Here is a 628-nt window from a genome sequence, read left to right on the forward strand (position 1 = left end):
GCCGTGGTAGCGGTCGGCGCTGGCTTCCGCCGGCGCGTAGCCCTTGCCCTTCTGCGTCACCACGTGGAGCAGGATCGGGCCCTGATCCGAGTCGCGCACGTTCTTCAGGACGGGAAGCAGGTGGTCGAGGTTGTGCCCGTCGACGGGGCCCACGTAGTGGAAGCCCATCTCCTCGAACATCGTGCCGCCGCCCACGATCAGCGAGCGGGCATACTCTTCGGCCGCCGCCGCACGCTGGTAGAGCGCCTTCGGCAGGAGCTTGCCGAGCTGCTTGGCGGTCTCACGGAGCGAACGGTAGGTGCCGCCGGAGGCGAGCCGCGCAAGATAGGCCGACATCGCGCCGACGGGCGGCGCGATCGACATGTCGTTGTCGTTGAGGATGACGATGAGGCGCGAGTGCAGCGCGCCGGCATTGTTCATGGCTTCATACGCCATGCCCGCCGACATCGAGCCGTCGCCGATCACCGCGATCATGTTGCGGCGCTTGGGCGCCGGACCGCCCTTGGCCTTGGCCTCGGCCTCGTCGAGGTCGCGGGCGACCGCCATGCCGAGCGCGGCGGAGATCGAGGTGGAGGAATGCGCCGCGCCGAAGGGGTCGTACTCGCTCTCGGAGCGCTTGGTGAAACCG

Annotated in this window: 1 protein-coding gene; it reads right to left on the minus strand. The window is 68.9% G+C overall.

Annotated elements, in window-relative coordinates:
- A partial coding sequence (locus MFF24_RS28690; protein ID WP_283214568.1) for a 1-deoxy-D-xylulose-5-phosphate synthase N-terminal domain-containing protein occupies positions 1-628 on the minus strand: 628 nt, incomplete at both ends.

This window comes from Methylorubrum aminovorans (assembly GCF_022179725.1).
Lineage (GTDB): Bacteria > Pseudomonadota > Alphaproteobacteria > Rhizobiales > Beijerinckiaceae > Methylobacterium > Methylobacterium aminovorans.